The 17,938-nt window shown below is 50.4% G+C and carries 16 protein-coding genes; 2 read left to right on the top strand and 14 right to left on the bottom strand.

The annotated features are described in order from the left end of the window. Positions 1-37 precede the first annotated feature (37 nt). The 8 genes from H6624_18265 to H6624_18230 all read right to left on the bottom strand — a co-directional run bounded on the left by H6624_18265 (position 38) and on the right by H6624_18230 (position 6,671). Positions 38-535: a hypothetical protein gene (locus tag H6624_18265; GenBank protein ID MCB9086289.1), complete on the bottom strand. Its 498-nt coding sequence runs from the start codon at positions 533-535 to the stop codon at positions 38-40. 197 nt (positions 536-732) lie between these two features. Beyond that, complete coding sequence (locus tag H6624_18260) at positions 733-1,269, bottom strand: hypothetical protein (protein ID MCB9086288.1); 537 nt, start codon at positions 1,267-1,269, stop codon at positions 733-735. Between the two features lie 270 nt (positions 1,270-1,539). Beyond that, entirely contained in the window at positions 1,540-2,367 is an 828-nt protein-coding gene (locus H6624_18255; GenBank protein MCB9086287.1) for a PKD domain-containing protein, read from the bottom strand. A 234-nt stretch (positions 2,368-2,601) separates the two neighbouring features. Further along, positions 2,602-2,841 (bottom strand): PKD domain-containing protein, encoded by a 240-nt coding sequence (locus H6624_18250; protein MCB9086286.1) that lies wholly within the window; start codon positions 2,839-2,841, stop codon positions 2,602-2,604. A gap of 122 nt (positions 2,842-2,963) precedes the next feature. After that, the gene (locus tag H6624_18245; protein MCB9086285.1) at positions 2,964-4,517 is read right to left on the bottom strand and encodes a PKD domain-containing protein; all 1,554 of its coding nucleotides are present in this window, start codon (positions 4,515-4,517) and stop codon (positions 2,964-2,966) included. After that, positions 4,514-4,972 carry a hypothetical protein gene (locus H6624_18240; GenBank protein MCB9086284.1) on the bottom strand — a complete coding sequence of 153 codons (459 nt, stop codon included), beginning with the start codon at positions 4,970-4,972 and terminating at the stop codon, positions 4,514-4,516. Before H6624_18240 ends, H6624_18245 begins: the two co-directional genes overlap by 4 nt. Positions 4,973-5,301: 329 nt before the next feature. Continuing rightward, positions 5,302-5,619, bottom strand: coding sequence for a four helix bundle protein (locus H6624_18235; protein ID MCB9086283.1), 318 nt, complete (start codon positions 5,617-5,619; stop codon positions 5,302-5,304). A gap of 596 nt (positions 5,620-6,215) precedes the next feature. After that, positions 6,216-6,671: a hypothetical protein gene (locus tag H6624_18230; protein ID MCB9086282.1), complete on the bottom strand. Its 456-nt coding sequence runs from the start codon at positions 6,669-6,671 to the stop codon at positions 6,216-6,218. Positions 6,672-7,034: 363 nt separating this feature from the next. Here H6624_18230 and H6624_18225 point away from each other — a divergent pair, with 363 nt between their 5' ends. Further along, positions 7,035-8,072, top strand: coding sequence for a hypothetical protein (locus tag H6624_18225; protein MCB9086281.1), 1,038 nt, complete (start codon positions 7,035-7,037; stop codon positions 8,070-8,072). On the opposite strand, the gene H6624_18220 is transcribed toward H6624_18225, so the two are convergent. After that, on the bottom strand, positions 8,069-9,556 hold the full coding sequence (locus H6624_18220) for a hypothetical protein (GenBank protein MCB9086280.1): 1,488 nt from the start codon (positions 9,554-9,556) through the stop codon (positions 8,069-8,071). The two genes, H6624_18225 and H6624_18220, sit on opposite strands and share 4 nt — an antisense overlap. A gap of 383 nt (positions 9,557-9,939) precedes the next feature. On the opposite strand from H6624_18220, the gene H6624_18215 reads away from it, so the two are divergent. Further along, on the top strand, positions 9,940-12,609 hold the full coding sequence (locus H6624_18215) for a metallophosphoesterase (protein MCB9086279.1): 2,670 nt from the start codon (positions 9,940-9,942) through the stop codon (positions 12,607-12,609). A gap of 70 nt (positions 12,610-12,679) precedes the next feature. On the opposite strand, the gene H6624_18210 is transcribed toward H6624_18215, so the two are convergent. Genes H6624_18210 through H6624_18190 form a run of 5 tightly spaced genes read right to left on the bottom strand, consistent with a single transcriptional unit; the run spans position 12,680 to position 17,890 of the window. Continuing rightward, positions 12,680-13,609, bottom strand: coding sequence for a hydroxymethylglutaryl-CoA lyase (locus tag H6624_18210; protein MCB9086278.1), 930 nt, complete (start codon positions 13,607-13,609; stop codon positions 12,680-12,682). A 12-nt stretch (positions 13,610-13,621) separates the two neighbouring features. Then, on the bottom strand, positions 13,622-14,020 hold the full coding sequence (locus H6624_18205; protein ID MCB9086277.1) for an acetyl-CoA carboxylase biotin carboxyl carrier protein subunit: 399 nt from the start codon (positions 14,018-14,020) through the stop codon (positions 13,622-13,624). Beyond that, positions 13,993-15,489, bottom strand: coding sequence for an ATP-grasp domain-containing protein (locus H6624_18200; protein MCB9086276.1), 1,497 nt, complete (start codon positions 15,487-15,489; stop codon positions 13,993-13,995). The genes H6624_18205 and H6624_18200 overlap by 28 nt, the downstream gene beginning before the upstream one ends. Beyond that, the gene (locus H6624_18195) at positions 15,486-16,274 is read right to left on the bottom strand and encodes an enoyl-CoA hydratase/isomerase family protein (protein MCB9086275.1); all 789 of its coding nucleotides are present in this window, start codon (positions 16,272-16,274) and stop codon (positions 15,486-15,488) included. The genes H6624_18200 and H6624_18195 overlap by 4 nt, the downstream gene beginning before the upstream one ends. A gap of 8 nt (positions 16,275-16,282) precedes the next feature. Next, entirely contained in the window at positions 16,283-17,890 is a 1,608-nt protein-coding gene (locus tag H6624_18190) for a methylcrotonoyl-CoA carboxylase (GenBank protein ID MCB9086274.1), read from the bottom strand. Positions 17,891-17,938: the final 48 nt, after the last annotated feature.

Here is a 17,938-nt window from a genome sequence, read left to right as displayed (position 1 = left end):
ATAGGCTCGCACTCCGGTCCATGTCACATGGTTCGAATTATATCTTGCGCGAACACGAAACCGAGGTACAAACCGCCCGCCTCGGTTTCGATAGGTGTTGGAAGCGGCCGCCGACTGGTCGATGTCCAGAGGAACAGGCCTTCACTCCCGCTCTCAAGTCTTGCCCCATCTTCCATTGATTGTAGGTGCCCGCATCAGTTGTAAGTGGCGGTGAAGTTGAAAGTTCTGTTAACTCAATGGCACTACTTCTAGGCGTCACGACGACACAATTCATGCGATCAAACAGTTCGGGCTGAGAATCCCCAAGGGGTCGATGTCGTTGAACAAGAAAGGTAACGAATCCTCCGTTGCTAGAATAAGTCTCCTTTGGAACCGGTACGTCAAATGTAAAATTGACTCCGTAATTTGGAACCAAATCAAAGTCAATCTTGTTGGGATCACCAAAGTCATAGGGGAGGCCGATTCGAGAAAGGGCAACGCCATCATCTTGATCTGCCTCATTTGTCACCCAGTTGTTGAATGAAAACTGTTTCACCACTGCCTTGTTTGAAACATAGTACTGATGATTTCGCCCAAACCACATCGAGAGTTTGTGTCTGTGACCTCCACGTTGAGCCCTCCATGTATTTGAACTCGCTGTCTCACTTTTCCATCTTTTTACACTCCTGCAGTAAGCCCCAATTGCGCAGCAATCTTGCGAAACCGTGGTGGCATACCAGGAATAGTAGGCATTTAGAATCCGCCAGGACTGAACGTTGCAAGAGACCTTGATCGATTTCTGACCAACGGAAATCCAGGAATATGAAGCCCCGCCGTAATTGCTTGAGGACACCGGCGAGAGGTCATAGGCAGGATTGCCTTTAGGTCCAGCTTCTCTAAGAACTCCAGAAAATGGCGCAAGCTCCGCGTATGGATCAAATGTGCATTTCCTTGCCCATCCAGGTCTGTACTCATACCCTTTCTCGGAAGAAAGGGTTCTGGCACCAAGTTCTGGGTAGTGACGGCAGCGCTTTTCAAACTGGCAGTTTTAAGAGTGACCCCGGAAGATTTGGGAAGTTCAAATGGCTCAGGAAATCCTGGAGTTCTAGCCTCCAGGTCAGCTATCGAAGTCGGCGGTAGGTTGGTGGGAATCTCAGGTTCAGCGGCCATCGATGTAGTCCGTGCGGAAAGACCATTTACTGTCTGCTGCTGCACGACCTGACCACTTGGCGAGTAGGGATTCTGAATGGCCGCGACCTGAGTTGAGGCTTCCGAGTAGGGATTGGGCACCAGAAACTCACCCCAAAAGATTGACCATCCTCGGAAATCGCACGCACGTTGTAGCCCCGGGAGGAAGAAACTCTAGGGTTACGGTGCCCGTTACTTGAGGCAAGGTCTTCAGATACTTAAAATTCCCTTCGTCCACTTCCAGGGGTGTAAATCCCTTCCGGGAGATGGACAACTCCCCTGCTGTCCCAAAGTAAAATTCTTGAGAAGACCCGTTCAACCCCACGCTACTGTCAAAGCTCTGACCGCGAATTTCAATGGCATAGGCCCATCTTAAGTTGGGAACTCGCTGCAGCAGGTCCTGCACATTAATTTCAAGGTAGCTTCCACGGATTGAGTCAGATCAGTGATATCGACGGAGGATCTAACGAGCGAGGAATCTTCTCTGGCGACCAAAACCACTGATTCTCCTGAGTCCCCAAGGGAAGAGGAATAAGTCCCGTAGGGCACTGCGAAATTATTTCGGAGACTCAAGGTCTGGCTCGGACTGCCATCAATCGGTAACACCTTACCGTCTAGTTCATTGATAGAGTGGCAGGCCTCATCCCCTTCTTCTCGTAAACACCGGTAGTCGGCGACATCGATTTCAATTGTTGCGCTCGTTTGGGAAATCTGGCCAAGCTCATTCTCGATTTGCAGACTAACCGTGTAGATTCCCTCTTGGGTAAACTGGTGCTGGCCATAACCAGAGCTAGAGGTTCCACCGTCTGAAAAATCCCAGCGATATATTAATGAATTCCCGTCCCCATAGGTGCTCATCATTCCATCGTATTCAATTATCGCAGGAAGTTGGGTCACCTGCAGTACTTCGCCATTGCCAACAGTGCCGGAACTCCGATTGGCGAGATCCCTCAATTCAATATACACCTCAGGCACCTGAGGCGGAGGAACTTCATTTTCCGCACGGACTTGAACGTGGTCCGTGCCGACGGCCCCGGCACTATCGGTTACGGCAAGAGAAATTGTAAAATCACCGACCTCACCAAAAGTGGAGACAAAGTATGGTCCCCACCAGGTCATGCCATGTGTAGTTGTCCATCTGTACTCAATGATTTCCCCATCCGGATCATAGGAGTTATAGGCATCGACCTCCACCCGCAAAGGAGCAGTCCCCGTCGTGGAGGCGTTAACGCCACAATTTCGGCAACAGGAGGCTGGTTATCTTGTGGCGGCGGCTCACTAAGAACGCGGATTTCAGCCATATGGGTTGCGTAGTTTCCTGCTTGGTCAATAACTGTGAGGCTGGGGAAATACTGGCCGGGCTCCTGATAAGTATGGCTCTCATAGGGGCCACTGATGGATTTTGTCCGTCTCCCCAGTTCCAAATCCACGTTGTCACCTGATCGTCACTGTCCCAAGTGTAACTACCGTTAAAACTAACTTCGACCGGAGCTTGGCCGACAAGCGGTGTGGCAATAAAAGTGGCAAAGGCGGAGTGCCGGAATAGACATTGATTTCCGTTTCAAGCCGAGTAGTCAGATTTTCGGGATTTGTGAGCGAGAGAGTTATTTTGTAAAGGCCATTTCTCGTGTACGTGTGGCTTATGCTGTGAAGGTCTGATCCAAGGCCTGTCAAAACTGTGCCGTCTCCCAGATCCCATTTGAGGTTGAAATCAGCAACTTGACTAAGATCAAAGGTATCAAGCCAGATTTGAATCTCTTCATTGACCGATGGCGAGTAGTTATTGAGGGCAATCGCTACGGGTAGATCAGATGTGGTGTCCTGGACATTGATGGTTTTTTCTTGGTGAGATACCTTTGGCCTAGGACATCAAAGGTCGAGAGCTGAACTTCATAGGGGCCAGGACCTGGGTAAGTGTGGCTTTGGTTTCTTCCTCTGGCGTAGCTATTGTCCCCGTAAAACCAATGAAAATTGTGATATTCAATAGGAGCCGTTGTAAGGCCAACTGAGTTATCAAACCACAACTCTAGAGGATCTGAAGGGTTGGCCTGGGCCAAAAAATCTACTTTTGCAGGATCACTTGAAAGAACGTGAACCGTAAAGTGCTCAACTGAAGACTTTCCTTGAGAGTCCCTGACAGTGAGTCTTCCGTAATAAGATCCTGGGTAGTTAAAGGTGTGGCTTGTCATTGCCCCTTGGGCAAAATCAACTGGATCATGCTCATCCCCAAAGGTCCACTCGATTTGCGAGATCGAATCGCCTGAGTTGATGTCAAAGGACCGTGAGGCATCTAGTTGAACTGTAAATGGACTTTGCCCCAACAACCCCGATGAAATTAAAACGGGTGTGGGAGATACATTGGCACCTGTCTCCCCCACAACGATCTGAGTCGTCACTTCACGCCGAGCCAAGAACTGATCTCGAAGCCTGAGCCTGACAGTGTAGGTTCCAGGCTCTGTATAGGTGTGGCTCACAATTGCTTGATCTGTACCAATCATTTCAGGTGAATTATCCCCAAAGCGCCATCGGTAACGAATTTCATCACTTTCTGGATCAAAGCTCTCTGAGGCATCAAATGTCACGGTCAAGGGGGCTACGCCACTGACTTGATCAACCGAGATGTGGGGCACAGGGGGCTGATTGGGGGCAATTTCAATCTGTCTTGAAGTCGAAGTTGAAAGCCCTGAGTCATCAATAATGGTGAGTGTGACCTGATAAACCCCAGTGTTTTGATAATAGTGCTCCACACTGGCATATAGATCTGTTTCATGAGGGTAAAGAGTCAGGATATTACCTGTGCCAAAATCCCAGGTGTAACTTACGATCTGACCTTCATCCTGGTCTTCAGCTGGCGTCAAAGTGGAAAACAACGCCTTGGTCGGCACGTGATCCGTTGTCGTAACAAAAAAGATTCCGCCCCCATCAGTGGGAGGCTTTGGTTTTGGCAGCACAGTAAACTCAATGGGAACCGAGGTCTGAGCGCCATCGTCACCGGTAACCGTCACGGTCACCACATAAACCCCTGCCACTTGCCACGAGTGCTCGGCCACAAAGCCGGTACTTGAGGTATTGTCCCCCCAGTCAAAATGCACTTCGCTCACTGACCCATCGGGGTCGGTAGAGGCCATAGCATCAAAGAGCACCACTTCGTCTTCAAGTGGATTATCGGTACTCCAGGTGAGATTTAAAACGGGTGGCTGGTTTGAGCCTTCGCCGTAAATGCTCACTTTTACGAATGAGCCTGGAAAGCCTTTAAGCTTTAAAGAGAGAGTTGATGTGTCCCCAGTGAGGTCAATCGGGATGCGGACTTCCTGAGTGGTGATGTTGAGGCTTCCCGGAGTTAAGATCAAATTTTGATTGAGCCACACATGGCCCGAGTGAACGCGAGTGAATAAGCTCTTAAAGGCCGCAAGCCCTTGCTTGATTCGACAAACAAGCGAAACAAAGCTTCGCTCTTTTGGGCAAACTCCGAAATCAACAGGAACACCGTTTTCAATAACAAGGAGATACCCCCCCTGGCTAGATCGAGACTCTGTGTTTGAATGTGAGGCTTAAAAATGCGGCCATGAAAAGTCTCAGGGCCCCAGACAAGATTGAGATCATCAGAAGATTGCTGGTTGTTGGAGTCACTTGGTGGTTGAACGACCGACGGGCCATGCTTAAACCAGTGGCCCGTTTTTGCATTTGAAACTTGAGGGCTAAGAAGACCAAAACCCAAGAGCACTAAAAAGGCTCTTAAGGAAATTGAAGTAAAACCAAACCACCGACCGCTACGACTGCAAGCTCTCTCAACTCCGAACGCCATGACTTCTCCCTTTTTATCCCGTCAACGTGCCACTTTAAAACACGGGAAGTCGTTCTTATTTTGTGAAGACTTGATATTAACCTAACAATCCTTGTTGACCTATCACCCGCCAAAACGAGGGTCGCGCAAATCAAGGACTTAGAGGCCAAAATCAAGGAGGGAAAATCGAGAAAATCCGCATTGGTTCAGGCTTTGGTGGAAAAATAGGGATTATTCATAAGAGTGTTTCAGATTTAGAAGGTGCGACCGAACCTTCGCTCGGGGCCTCGACTCAACTTTGATTAAGATCAATCCCTTCTCGAAACGCTTTCTCAGGCAATTTACCCTCGCTAGGTCGCGAGGGTGAGTTTGTAGATTGAGGCCCCTAGATGATCGGCAAAATCAAGAAGCTTAAGGTCTTCGATTCCTTCAATTCGCAGTATCGCCTGACATTCGCGCAGAGAACCAAGGGCAATGGAGTAAAACCGCCGCTTGTCTTTTGGACTTGGCTTACCACTCCCCTCAGCGAGATTCAGCGCAACGGATGAAGATGCCCGGAGCATCTGATCCCGCAAATGAATCGGCAACTTCAAAAGTTTCACCTTCTGGCAAAATTCCACCGCCAAATCCAATGATCTGAATCGGTAGTCGCATTTTTTCTGAGTCATTTTAACTTCCTTTGTAAAGTGTGTTGGCCATCACCCCAAGGTGGGCCAACCACTGCGACAAAGGAAAACAGATCACGGACCGGACACGGCCACCGTTACGGAAACGTTAACTGGTTACAGATTACTGGTTACGGAAAAAGGGGACCAACGAACGGAGCAAAAGAGGAATCTCCGTCTGCGTAACCTGTAACCCGTAAACGTGACAGGGACAGCTACAGCTACGGATACCGAAACCGTCACGGGAACGTTTACGGATCACGGACCACGGGTTACAGGAAAAAGTGGACCAACCACTGAAACAAAGGAACCAATCCCGCGAGCGTTACCCGTAACCAGTAAACGTGACAGGGACAGTCTCCGATTCCGTGACTGTAAACCGACACCCACACGGAAACGTTTACGGACCACGGACCACAGGTTACAGGAAAAAGTGAGCCAACCACTGAAACAAAGGAACGAATCCCGCGAGCGTTACCCGTAACCAGTAAACGTGACAGGGACAGTCTCCGATTCCGTGACTGTAAACCGACACCCACACCGAAATGTTTACGGATCACGGACCACGGGTTACCGATCACGGGTTACAGCCCAAGTCTTTACTTCTGCAACAGCAACTGCCGGAAGATCGCGCAAGTTTGACTGCTATAGCCCATCTCTTCGCAATTCCACTGATTGACCGCAGCCAGCTGAATCTGCTGAAACTCGGCTAAAAACGAATCACAGAATTGGGGATTCGCTCCACTGTCGACACAGGCACTTGGATTGAGCACAATGTCCAGATCAATGGCGCAGTTATTTTTGTCTTCAAGGTTTGGTCCACACCAATCGTTGATTAAGGGATCTTCCTGAAGCTTGATCGGCAGCTCGCGCACGGCTAGTAGTCTTCCGTCACGGCCACACTCCTCTTCACCCTCAAGACCACAAGTTCTGCTGACTGGCGATTGATCCCAGTTTTGACTTTGGCGACTAATCGACGCCTGAGCTCCAAAAGCACCCGCAATTGTCATGGCTCCAACAACCAGGTGAATACCCCACTTTCGGCAACGCATCATTTCCTCCTTACACCTTTATAACCCTAAGAATGAAATCAGATTGCAAATGTTATGCAAGAGTAGGGAATCCGACCAGCCAATCCTTGCCGGATGTAAAATTGCTGAATCCGTTTGCTTTCGGGCACTTACAAAATTGCAGAGGACCGCTTGGTTGGCCCTGTAGGAGCTGGTCTTATGGAATCAAAAAAAAGTCATTATAGACACTTACGATGGTTCTTTTGGGACAGTATTTTCTTCATATTGACCCTGCCCGACCATCACCTTAGTTTACGCCTTGGGTGAGGGGGGAGTTTCAACCGCTAGAACTCCCATAAATAACTCTCGATTTTTTCTGTCCGAAATCACAATCCGGGAAGGGTCTCTATGTTGAATTCCAATATTATCCGTCTACTCGCTAGTTTGATGTTGGCTGCTTCCTTTTTGGGGACCACAGCTTGTTCTAAGGACGGCGATTCCGGCGACAACCAAGCTAAAGGTTCAATTGTTCAAAAGCCCGGAAAGGGTCCGAACAGTGGAACTGGCAATACTGGTGGTGGCACCAGTCCAGTGATTGAGATTCCCGGTGGCGATCGGTCAACGATTACCCAACCTGGTGAAGATGATGGTGCCGGCACATTTGTGCCCCCCCATCCTATCGATGGACCAAACTCTGGCAATGGTGGCGGCACTGCTTTAGTTCCACCGACGGAACCCGGTAGCGATACTGGAACCGACACAGGAACTGATACCGGCTCTGGTACGGACACCAACAACGGCAGTGGCGGAAGTGACGGAACCGTTGTTGCCAACCCGACTGAGCCCGGCGGAACCAACGGATCTGATGGCGGAACGACTCCTGTCGATGGTGGTAATTCCGGAACTGACACGGGTAATGCTGGTGGCAACACCACCGATCCCGCAGACCCAGGCTCAGATCCCAGCCAGCCTGGTGATGGCCAGATGAGCGAAGAACAGATTTACACCGTCATCACTGAAGCCTTTGTGGAGTACATCCCTCTTGGAACCTACAAAGGCCAAGCCGAGAACGGTCAGTCTTGCACCGTGACGGTTAAGCCCTTTGCCCAACAAGGAAAAGACCTGTCTGTAACCATTGAAACTTCTGGCGGAACCAACGGTGCAGGAAATGATAAGCTGACAGTCAATTTGGCGCCCAATCAAAATGCCTCGATCATTGGCGTTCCCAAGGAGGACCCACCCCTGATGCGCATGTGGATCGAGTTGGCTATTCCCAGCTTTGGCATGATGGGACCAAAACAGGCTGTTCAATTGTTAAGTGTGAAGTTTGATCCGCAAACCAAGAAGGCGCAAAAGATCTACATCTTTGATCAGACTCGCGAAGGTTTGGGAAACACATCGATCAACTGTGCGGTGAGCTCTTTCACTCCACCCGCAGCACCCTAAAGCCGGTAAAAGGGAACCGCATCCCAAACACCGCTGGGACGAATGGCCGCAAGGCTCTCGTCCCAGTTTTGGCTCTGCCAACCCAGTTTGGTTGCCAGGACTTTAAAGTCATGATCATCTAAGTGAAGCAGGCTCGGCCAAGATTTGAACTTGCGGACCGAGGGCATAAAGAGTCCCAAAAATTTCATCGACGGGTTTTCTCCGATAAAAGACTCCCACCCGCCATTGATCAGTGCGGACCAGTTGATCTCCTCGATTCCTTCCTTACAGAAATCAACCACCAGAACCCGCTTTTCTTCCACTTTCTTGATGTCTTTTTTGTTAACAGCCCCACAGCTAGCAAGAATATGGTAGTGGGCGCGGATGCCGCCCGCCTTCAAACGTACCTGCTGTCCACCAGAAAGCAAAACCATTCCTTTGCCAGAGGCGAGGATCAAATCGATTTCGGGCTTTGCCTGACTAAACGACACCAACTCTTGTAGACGATTTTCCGGCAGAGACGATCCTTCGATCAAAATTGCCACATCAGAAGGCAACCACTCATGGTGACCTTCGCTTACAAAGCCGAGCGACTCCCAATATATGTTTGTCGTCATTGCCACCCAGTCTCTGAGTTCACTTATATTCTTGGGCTGAAGAAAGCTCTGCCACTGCCAGCGGCTTAACACGCCCTGTTCATGAAGAGTGGACTTGATTCCGGCCCAAAACTGCTGCTTGTCGCTCAAGCTAGCTTCGCTATATCGGCGCCACAACAAATTAGCCACCAAAGGAGCCAAGGCCGTTTTTTCGATATCAAACAGGGTATTTATATACTTCTTTTTGATCGGCTTGATCTGACGGGTGCGGTGGCAAAGACCAAGATGATCGTATGAAACCCAGGGACTGTAGCAATACTGATCCAGAGTCAGCACCCAGTTCAGCCAACTCCGAGGTTCGGCCAAATCAATCCTCTCCTTCGCGAACGGATCCTCAATGACTGGTTTGTCTTTTAAAAATCCCAGGGTCAAATAGCCCAAGACTTCTAACTGAAAGCGGTCCTGTTGAATGACCGTATTTTGCCTACGTAGCCATTCCTGAAGTAGAGCCTTTTCCAGGTGGCCCTTTGCTTTGACCCACTCCCAACCCAGAATCAAGCGATCCGATTGCCAACGAAATTCAAAGGGATCTAGGGCAGTGATTTCCAAAGAAACAGGGCGAACGGAATTGTTGAAGCCAAGCATCGTCGCCCGAGCCAAAATTTCAATGCGTTCCTTAACCACCCGATGACTAGCCTGCAAATGAGAACGATCCCAAAAGCGGATATAGCTGGTCAAGCTACAGGCTTGAATGCGAGCACCCTCATCCACATCGGCTCCCAAAAATCGAACCTCGCTGACGATGGGGGAAGACAGGCAATCCCGTGAGACCTGAATCATATGCAAAGCCACCCAAATCAGGGCCAAAAGGGAGATTGCGGTCATGGATAGGAGGGCTCGCGTCTTCATCGAGTCTTCACTTAAGCAAGAATAACGCCAGCTTAGGTCCGTGGTTGAACAGAAAATGCCTTCCCTCACGTGAATTAATTGCAGCCCTCGCCCCAGCCTGAAACCACCCGGAGGCGCAATTCCCCAAAGGTTCTGCACCTCAAGCTGGCTTTGAATTGCTCACAGGGCCGTCTGTAGCAATTTTAGCCCCGATTGACAGGACAAGGCATAATTCCTAGCTTCGGCTCCTATTGCGACTACGTGACCATTTTTGGAAGAGGAGCCCGAAAGAGGCACTCTTTTCCCGGGGTTTCCATCTCTCAGATTTGATGGTTCGTATCCAATAAAAGCGAATGTGAAGCGAATGAAAATTTGGTCGAACCACTATCTAGAGAGGTCCTCTCATGCAAAAGAAGACGTCCCCCTCGGTCTATTCTTTTAAGACTGTTCTAATTGCCGCCTTGTCGTCTTTAGCCCTTCAGGCTGGAGCCAGCGAGCAATACCCAGACAAAGAAATTCCCGGCTGTAAAGGATTAGCCTGGGAATTGTTGAGTAAAGACTGCGAAACCTACTTACCCGACATCCACTATTCGGACTCTATTCAAAATCGTCAGATTGCTGACCTTCGTCTGAGGGGCCCCTCTGGAAAGCGTTACTACCAAATTGATCGCTTGATCTACCCCACCATCGGCGCCCCGAATCTGTTTTTCCAGGGATTGACTGAAGGCAAGGGTGCCAACGTCAACGATGAGTTCGTCATGATGTTGAGCCTTCCTGATTCAGACTACAAAAATCTTTTGACTGATGTTGGTCAAAGCATGACCACTAAGTCCGCACGTAAACTGCCATTTAACCCACAGAACCTCAAAAAGGGCGCTGAGTCCGGCTTGTTTGTTTATCTCACTGAGCGCACATCCAGCCAACGGGCTCAACTATTTTCCAAAAAGACATTTGGTGGTAGATCCAAGGCCGGCAGCTTCTACGCCGTTCAGCCCCTGGGAACCTGGCGCTATGCCCGCCCCGACGAAATGCCCGCCAGTCTTTCTGAAAGAGCCAAGCTCAAGTTGATCTTTGGCCAGGAAGAGATGAAGGATGTTCCTCCTGGATTCTACGATGTGCGCATAGAGATTATGGACGAAGGCAAAATGGTTGCCTCTGAGTTCCAATACAATGCGGTTCGCGTCTTTGATAAAGACTTTGACCAAACTAATTACGAAGTTCTCAACGTGACTGATAGCCAAGCTTCTGTTGGCGTGATTCCTCTTTTGTTGGGTAAGTCCTTCAAACAACAAACTCTTGAGCGCCTTGGCCAGATGAGCGAGCACATCAAAAAGCTTTTCGCGTCAGGTCAGGCCCGCAACGCCGCTGAGGAAAAGATTCTTAAGACCGCCTTTATCACCTTTAACGGCGATTTGCACAATGGTGGCGACCCTTTGATGCTGAAGCCTGAAGATGTAGCCAAAAATTACAACGAGGAAGCAATTGCCATTCTGGACATAATTAAAGAGTTGCCGATTCCCTTCTTCCTCACCGCTGGTAACCACGATGGCTACGTGGCCATGGGACACGCGCCTGGTTTTATTGTCAATGGCAGCAAGCGAATTGCCAAAATTGCACAGGAAAATGTCTCTAGTGGTGCCATCAGTCAGGCCACTGCAGCCGAATTTTCCCGTTTCCTTAAGCAGACTGAGGATCTTCCAGGCGGAAACCACGTTGACATTTTTGATGGCAACTTTGTTCGTCGCGCCAATGAACAACGATACGACAAAGCATGGCTTGAGCCTACACCAGGAACCAAGCGCAACCTGCCGCTTTATGATGGCTTTAACCAGTGGAAGAAGACCTACGGCCCTTTGACCCAAAGCTGGGCTTTTGGAAACACCACCTACATCAACATTAACAGCTTTGATCTGCGCCAGCACATGCGTTCCGGCTGGGGAATGTATACTGTTAACTACGGTGGTAACGTTTCTCCTCAGCAAATGATCTGGATTCACCGCGAGATCAACCGCAGCTATAACGGTCAAAGGCGCGAAGCCGTATTGCTCGCCCACCACGATCCCCGTGGCGGACACAAAAACGTGGCTTACCCCTTTTACTTCCGCCAGGTTCCTTTCCGCGGAATGGATGAGTCCTTCAAAAACTATGTAAGTGGCGAAGTCATTCAGCCCAAAATCTGTGAACATGCTCCTGAGTGGGTCAAGGAAAAATCCACAGACCTCTTCCTTGGCTGTCTGCAGGATGGTCTTCAAGAGTGGATGCGCCCCGATCCTCAGTTTGACTGTGGACGCTTGGGTGTACTGACCAGCGGACCTAACAAGGGTCAGTGCGATATCGATAAGATGCGCAAGGACCCCAACATTCACCCTGACTATTCTGGATACAAGCTTCTTCATGAGTGGGCTACAAATCGCAACGTTCGGACGGTGATCCTTGGTCACACCCACTACAACAGTTTGGAAGTTCTCCAACCCGGCGATCGCATAGTCCCTGACCAGTTCATTCTGGACCCCCAAACTCATGAGTCCTATGCCATGTCTCGCACTTTCTTTGACGCCGTCAACCCTGTCCGTCTGTTCTCTCGCTGGATGGGCAAGGACAAGAAGGACCGAGAAGCAAAGATGGAAGAGATGTCCATGCGTGGAATCGTGGAGGAAACCCTTAAGGACGTAAAGGTCTTAAGCCTGGTTCTCGAGCTCGCTGGTCATAGTTTTGAACGTATTCTCGGAGATCATGAGCTGGTTGTGATGCGCTTTACTTCTGTTGCCAAGTTAACAGAACAGGAAGTGCGCGCCGACATGGACGCCGTAAACTATGGCTTCCAGGTTCTGACATTTGATGACAGTTTCGAGTACGACGACAAGCAAAAGCGTAGTGTCATCAACGGCGTGACCTTTTTGCGCAACTCTGAAGATGGAGATTTTGTTCCTGTCAACAACGGTGAAACCATTGCTCTGGACCGCAGCCAGCGCCTCTCAAGTGTTGCCAAGAATAACCCCTTTGAGATCATCTTTGATTCCAGCAAGTCTCGTCCTCACGTAGATCCCATCGACAAGCTTCGTAGCAGCAAGTAAGGACCTGACAACTTAGATTTCACAATAAATGGTATGATCGAGAAAGAGCCGTCACTAGACGGCTCTTTTTTTATTTTATGGTTCCCGCCAAGGGTAGACCCGCATGGCCAACGTGAGAAGGCATTCGGTGACCGACTCGCTTTTCAAGCCAAGGGCGAATGGCAATTAGGGACTCAAGCTCTACACCGGTCTTAATGCCCATCCCATGCATCATGTAAACCAAGTCTTCGGTGGCCAGATTTCCCGAAGCGCCTGAAGCATAGGGACAGCCTCCAAGCCCACCTACTGAGGAGTCAAAGGTACGAATACCCATTTCCCAACTGGCGAGCACGTTGGCGAGGGCTGTTCCCCGAGTATCATGGAAATGCATAGCCAACTTCTTGAAGGGCAATTTCCCTTCGAGCCCCCCTAATAGACCGCGAACCTGTTTGGGAGTGGCCACACCTATGGTGTCACCGATGGACACCTCGTAAACGCCGAGCTTAAGCATCTTCTGAACCAATTTGGCCACATGGCTGGGATTCACGTAGCCGTCGTAGGGGCAACCAAAGGCTGTGCTCAAATACCCTCGCACTTTGATCTTGCGGGCCTTGGCAGCCGACATGACCTCCGCAAAGCGAGCAAAGCTTTCATCTATGGTGCAGTTGATATTTCTTTTGGAAAAACCCTCGCTACAGGCACCGAAAATGGCGACTTCTTTTAATGGGGTGTCGAGAGCCCCCTCCATTCCTTTTGGATTGGGCACAAGAGCGGAAAAGTTGACCTTAGAATCAATGAGTCCCTTTGCCTGCTGTTCAAACAGTCGGCGGATCAGCGTTCCGCTCTCCTGCATCTGTGGAACCCACTTGGGAGAGACAAATGCCCCCACTTCGATATGGGTGAGCCCTGCTGCGGCCAATTTTTGCACAAACCTCTGCCGATCATCCAAGGACAATTGAGTGGATTCATTCTGGAGACCATCTCTGGGTCCAACCTCAACTATGCGAACAACTCCGGCCATACGGCGGCCCCCTTATTCAACCTCACCCACATAGACTAATTCCTGGCCTAAGCTCACCTGGTCCCCCGGCTGACAACTGACGCGCTCTACAGGCCCATCAACTTGGGCCTCAAGTGTGTACTCCATTTTCATGGCTTCCATGACAAGAACAGCCTGTCCTGACAGGACTTGTTCTCCTTGCTTGACCATGACTTTAATAATCTTTCCCGGCATTGGCGCCTGAACACTTCGGTGAACAAGACCCCCGCCTCCGGCGCCACCGCGGGATTTTGTTTGCGGAACAAAACTATAGGTCTCACCCTTAAAGTGGTACCAAAGAGTGCCACCAACTTTTTCGGCGAAAACCTTGTGGGTCTCACCTTCAATCTCGATTTCATAGCGTTTCATTGTTGGCTCCACTGATAGGCCCATGGGCTTGGCCCCTGATCGGTCGCGGAAGATCCTGCACCACTCCCCACTCTGGAGCTGGCGACTAATCGAAACAATTCATCTCCGAGAATCTGCTGTTTGGTGGACTGTTGTTGCCGCTTCAAACCTTGAGGAAAATGGGTTTCCACAAATTTGGTGGTCATCGTTCCTTCAACAAACTCCACATGAGAGAGCATCTCGATCAAAAAGGGGATATTGGTTTTGACCCCAAAAATAACTGTGTCCTTTAACGTGCGGATCATTTTTTGTATGGCGCGCGGCCGGTTCTCGTCCCAAACGATGACCTTGGCAATCATTGGATCGTAAAAGCTGGTGACTTCATCGCCAGGTTCAAAACCAATTTCGAGGCGGCGTCCGGGTCCATGGGGAAAGCTATAGCTCCCCAACTGACCCGTGCTGGGAATTCCACCTTTATATGGATCTTCAGCATAGAGCCGGCACTCGATGGCATGGCCCCTGACTTCAGGCTCTGCAGGCCAACCCAAACTTTGACCCATGGCCGTCAAGAGTTGGGCCTTAACCAGGTCAACTCCCATCACCATTTCAGTCACGGGATGCTCCACTTGGAGGCGAGTGTTCATCTCCATAAAATAAAACTCACCGTCCTGATAGAGAAACTCAACAGTACCGGCTCCTTGGTATTTTGCCGCCTCGGCAATCTTGACGGCTGTTTGGGCGATCAGGCGACGTTTCTCATCCGACAGGGCTGGTGAAACAGCCTCTTCAATGATCTTTTGATGGCGCCTCTGTACTGAACACTCGCGATCAAACAGGTGATAGACCTTACCCGAACAGTCGCCAAAGATTTGCACCTCAATGTGCTTGGCATCGGATAAGTATTTTTCTAAAAACACTCGGTCCGAGCCAAAGGCACTTTGACCTTCACGCTTAGCGGACTCAATGGCGGCTGCTGCCTGATCCATGGAGTGAACGACCTTAAGGCCGCGACCACCTCCTCCACCGGCGGCCTTTACCATTGCCGGCAGACCGATTTTTTCAATTTCCTTAAGCAATCGCCCTTCACTTTGGTCTTCACCTTGATATCCGGGAATAACCGGCCCACCCGCTTCTTCCACTAGTTTCTTGGCCGATATTTTGTCACCAAACAAGCGAATGGCCTCTGGGCTCGGGCCAATAAAGACAATGCGATTGTCGTTGCAAGCCTCAGCAAAGTCGGCGTTCTCTGACAAAAATCCAAAGCCCGGATGAATCGCATCGGCACCCACACTGAGGGCTGCGTGGATATTGGTATCGATATTGAGATAACTCTCCCCAGTTGGTGCCGGCCCCACACAAACCACTTCATCGGCGAGGCGGTAGGCCAGAGTGGCCTTGTCGGCCTCAGAATGGAGGAGAACTGTTTCAATTCCCAATTCCTGACAGGCCCGTATGATCCGCACCGCCACCTCTCCGCGATTTGCAATGGCAACCTTAGCGATCTTTCCTCTCATGACTTCACCTTTTGCCAACTTGGAGGCCTTTTTTCAAAGAAGGCGCCGATTCCCTCTTGCCCCTCAGCACTCACCCGTCTTTCAGCTATAACTTTCGTGGTGAGTGATTTAAGCTCCGACCACGAGTTGGCTTCGCTAACTTTGTTCAATAAATCTTTTGTCACTCGCACGGCCTCGGGACCTGCCGCGAGAATTCTCTCAGTGACCTTGTCTAGTTGTTCTTCACACTCTTCCCGGCTGCCAACAAATTGAATTAAACCCCCCGAAAGGGCCTCCTCTGATTCAAACAAGCGGGCCGTCATCATCAATTCCCGAGCCAAGGCGGGGTTCATCTTTTCCATCACAAAGGGGCTGATCACCGCGGGAGCAATACCTAGCTTCACTTCAGAAAAACAAAACTTGGTTCCGGGCTCTGCCGCCACATGATCACAGGCTGCCGCCAATCCAGAGGCTCCCCCCATCACACTGCCGTGCAGGCGAGCCAAGACTGGCACCGGGCAGTTGCGAACAGCCTCAAACATATCAAAGAGCTTTTCTGCATCGGCCTGATTTTCTTTTAAATCAAAGCCTGCCATGGACTTCATGTACTTAAGATCTGCGCCGGCACAAAAGGATCTACCATTGCCAAAAAGGCGCACAACGCGGATCGACTGATCTGAGTGTGGCTGGGCAAAAGCTGCCGTAAGGTCAGCAATCATCTCGGCGTCCATGGCGTTATGAACATCGGGGCGGTTGAGACAAACGCTTAAAACCCCGTTCTGATTTTTGATTTCAACCCCCGACATGACCCCTCCTACATCCGGAACACACCCTTGGTCTGATCTGGCCAAGGGCGGTTAAAGCTGGCACTAATTCCTAAAGCCAAAACCCGGCGGGTGTCAGCGGGATCAATCACCCCGTCATCCCAAATGCGCGAGCTGGAATAGTAAGGACTACTTTCCTTTTCGTACTTCTCCAATATCGGCGCTTTGAACTCCTCCTGTTCGGCGGGAGACATGGTTTGTCCATTTTTTTCCATCTGGTCGAGCTTCACTCTTAGCAAAACATTGGCTGCCTGCTCGCCACCCATTACAGAAATGCGCGAGTTGGGCCACATCCACAACTGACGCGGCTGATAGGCTCTACCACACATGCCGTAATTTCCGGCTCCGTGTGAGCCGCCGATAACCACGGTGAATTTGGGAACACGAGTGGTACTGACCGCCATCACCATTTTTGCCCCGTGCTTGGCAATTCCTTCGTTCTCGTACTTTTTGCCAACCATAAAACCGGTGATATTTTGAAGAAAGACCAGGGGGATGCCTCTCTGGTCACAAAGCTCAACAAAGTGAGCAGCCTTGACCGCACTCTCACTGAATAGCACGCCGTTATTCGCAACAATGCCAACCGGGTATCCCCAAATATGGGCAAATCCTGTGACTACCGTCGTACCATAGTTGGTCTTAAACTCATGAAAGCGACTGCCATCCACAATGCGTGCAATTACTTCTCGCACATCGTAAGGAACCCGGTGATCTTTAGGAATAACACCATAGATTTCTTCAGCTCCATAGAGGGGCTCTTCAACAGGCTGAACCTGAACAGGAACGGATTTGGTGCGATTGAGATGAGCTAATATATCGCGGGCAATTTCCAAGCCGTGCTCGTCATCCTCTGCAAAGTGATCGGTGACGCCGCTGACTTCACAATGAACTTGGGCTCCGCCCAGCTCTTCTGCTGTCACCTCTTCTCCAGTCGCCGCCTTCACCAGTGGTGGCCCGCCTAAAAAGATGGTGCCGTTGCCTTTGACGATAACGTTCTCATCGCTCATCGCCGGAACATAGGCACCGCCCGCCGTACAACTCCCCATCACCACCGAAATCTGCGGAATTCCAGAGGCTGAAAGACGTGCCTGATTATAAAAGATACGGCCAAAGTGATCCCGATCGGGAAAGACCTCTGCCTGGAGGGGAAGAAAAGCTCCCCCACTATCAACCAAGTAGATGCAGGGCAGGCCGTTTTCCAAAGCGATCTCCTGGGCCCTGACATGTTTTTTGACTGTCATGGGCAGGTAACTGCCACCTTTAACTGTCGCATCGTTGGCGACGATCATGCATTCGTGTCCCTGGACGACACCGATGCCGGTAATGACACCAGCTGAGGGCGCTTGGCCTTTGTACAAATCATGGGCGGCGAGTGCCGAAAACTCTAAAAATTGAGTACCCGGATCAATGAGCTTTTTAACCCGGTCGCGGACAAAGATCTTACCGCGAGATTCATGGCGCTTACGCGCCTCTTCGCCGCCGCCCTTTTCCACCTCGGCCATCATGCCATTGAATTCACTGAGAAGGCCCCGCATCTGTTCAGCGTTGGCCTGAAAGTCCGCACCCTTGGTATTAATTCGCGTCTGCAAAATGGACATTATCGCACCTTGTTCATTCCGATGATTTTGCCTGGAGTTAGGTTGTAC

This window comes from Pseudobdellovibrionaceae bacterium (genome assembly GCA_020635075.1).
GTDB lineage: Bacteria > Bdellovibrionota > Bdellovibrionia > Bdellovibrionales > UBA1609 > JADZEO01.
Note: the sequence above shows the minus strand (reverse complement) of the source record. Positions and strands in the feature narration are given on the sequence as shown.

Bases quoted from the DNA above. Each gene is read 5' to 3' on its own strand.
- H6624_18210 (MCB9086278.1), bottom strand. From the start codon at position 13,609: ATGGCCGGAGTTGTTCGCATAGTTGAGGTTGGACCCAGAGATGGTCTC.
- H6624_18240 (MCB9086284.1), bottom strand. From the start codon at position 4,972: ATGGCGTTCGGAGTTGAGAGAGCTTGCAGTCGTAGCGGTCGGTGGTTT.
- H6624_18215 (MCB9086279.1), top strand. From the start codon at position 9,940: ATGCAAAAGAAGACGTCCCCCTCGGTCTATTCTTTTAAGACTGTTCTA.
- H6624_18230 (MCB9086282.1), bottom strand. From the start codon at position 6,671: ATGATGCGTTGCCGAAAGTGGGGTATTCACCTGGTTGTTGGAGCCATG.
- H6624_18235 (MCB9086283.1), bottom strand. From the start codon at position 5,619: ATGACTCAGAAAAAATGCGACTACCGATTCAGATCATTGGATTTGGCG.
- H6624_18190 (MCB9086274.1), bottom strand. From the start codon at position 17,890: ATGTCCATTTTGCAGACGCGAATTAATACCAAGGGTGCGGACTTTCAG.
- H6624_18225 (MCB9086281.1), top strand. From the start codon at position 7,035: ATGTTGAATTCCAATATTATCCGTCTACTCGCTAGTTTGATGTTGGCT.
- H6624_18220 (MCB9086280.1), bottom strand. From the start codon at position 9,556: ATGAAGACGCGAGCCCTCCTATCCATGACCGCAATCTCCCTTTTGGCC.
- H6624_18205 (MCB9086277.1), bottom strand. From the start codon at position 14,020: ATGGGCCTATCAGTGGAGCCAACAATGAAACGCTATGAAATCGAGATT.
- H6624_18200 (MCB9086276.1), bottom strand. From the start codon at position 15,489: ATGAGAGGAAAGATCGCTAAGGTTGCCATTGCAAATCGCGGAGAGGTG.
- H6624_18195 (MCB9086275.1), bottom strand. From the start codon at position 16,274: ATGTCGGGGGTTGAAATCAAAAATCAGAACGGGGTTTTAAGCGTTTGT.